Raw genomic sequence first — 1565 nt, 5'->3', positions numbered from 1 at the left:
CCGACAGGCTGAGCGAGATCAGCGGCCGTTCGATCTCGCGCAATACCCGGTCATAGAGACCGTTCGACGGCATGCCGTCCTTGTGGGCGGCGAAATAGTCCTTCAGGTGGCGTTCGACCGCCGAGGACAGACCCTCGCTCTGCGGCTCCTCCACCGGCTGTGCGGCCGGGGTGGCATCGGCAAGCTCCGCCTCCACCACGTCCAGTCCGATCACCTCCTGCGAATAGAGCGCCGCCAGGCGACGGACGAGATTCTCCAGTTCACGGACGTTGCCAGGCCAGCGATAGCGCTTCAGCCGGTCCATCGCCGCCTGATCGATGCTCTTGGCCGGAAGCCCCTGGCTGATGCCGATGTTCAGGAAATGGCGGACCAGAAGCGGAATGTCCTCCGTGCGCTCGCGGAGCGGCGGCAGACGGATCGGCACGACGCACAGGCGGTAGAAAAGATCCTCACGGAACAGCCCCTGACGGATCAGGGTGCGCAGGTCGCGGTGGGTCGCCGCGATGATGCGCACGTCGGTCTTGATCGCTGTCCGTCCGCCGACGGTGGTGTATTCCCCTTCCTGCAGAACGCGCAACAGACGGGTCTGGGCGTCGAGCGGCATGTCGCCGATCTCGTCCAGGAACAGGGTGCCGCCCTGCGCCTGCTCGAACCGGCCGGTCGAGCGGTTGGTGGCGCCGGTAAAGGCGCCTTTCTCGTGGCCGAACAGTTCTGATTCGATCAGTTCGCGCGGGATGGCGGCCATGTTGATGGCGACGAAGGCACCATTGCGCCGTTTGCCGTAGTCGTGCAGCGCGCGGGCCACCAGCTCCTTGCCGGTGCCGGACTCGCCGGTGATCATCACCGTCAGATCGGTGCCCATCAGCCGGGCCAGCACCCGGTAGATTTCCTGCATGGCCGGCGAGCGCCCGATCAGCGGCAGCTGCTCCTCACCCTCCATGTCGCCGCCGGGCATGGCGGCCGGCGGCGTGTTGGTGTTCAGCGCCCGCTCGACGACCGACACCAGCTCCTTCAAATCGAACGGCTTGGGCAGATACTCGAATGCCCCGCGTTCCGCCGCCTTCACCGCGGTGATCAGCGTGTTCTGCGCGCTCATCACGATGACGCGCATTTCGGGCCGCAGCTTCTTGATGCGTGGTATCAGGTCCAGGCCGTTTTCATCCGGCATCACCACGTCGGTGATGACCAGATCCCCCTGCCCGTCCGCAACCCAACGCCACAGCGTCGCCGCGTTGCCGGTGGTGCGCACCTCGTGCCCGAGCCGGGCGAGGGCCTGCGTCAGGACGGTGCGGATGGCGCGATCGTCATCCGCGACGAGAATGGTCGCCGCGCTCATCACCGAGTCCCCCGGCCGCCCTTGGACTGCAGGCCAGCGTCAGAAATCTTCGACTCGCCGGCAAGTTTCGGTTCGTCGTATTTCGAATCATCGTACATCGGCAGCGACACCTTGAAGACGGTCCGGCGAGGCTGGCTGTCGAACTCGATGGTTCCGCCATGATCGCCGATCAGTTTCGCCACCAATGCAAGACCAAGGCCAGTCCCATTCACTTGCTGGTCACAAAGGA

2 protein-coding genes are annotated in these 1565 nt (G+C 65.2%); both read right to left on the bottom strand.

What is annotated here, in order from left to right; all coding sequences use genetic code 11:
* Nucleotides 1–1336: nitrogen regulation protein NR(I) (gene ntrC, locus I71_RS26215; protein WP_042700874.1), on the bottom strand; the 1336-nt coding region annotated here is incomplete at its 3' end.
* A partial coding sequence (locus tag I71_RS26210; protein WP_042700872.1) for an ATP-binding protein occupies nucleotides 1336–1565 on the bottom strand: 230 nt, incomplete at its 5' end. The genes I71_RS26210 and ntrC, both read right to left, overlap by 1 nt.

The organism is Azospirillum sp. B506, assembly GCF_000333595.1.
In the GTDB taxonomy this organism is placed as follows: domain Bacteria; phylum Pseudomonadota; class Alphaproteobacteria; order Azospirillales; family Azospirillaceae; genus Azospirillum.
Note: the sequence above shows the minus strand (reverse complement) of the source record. Positions and strands in the feature narration are given on the sequence as shown.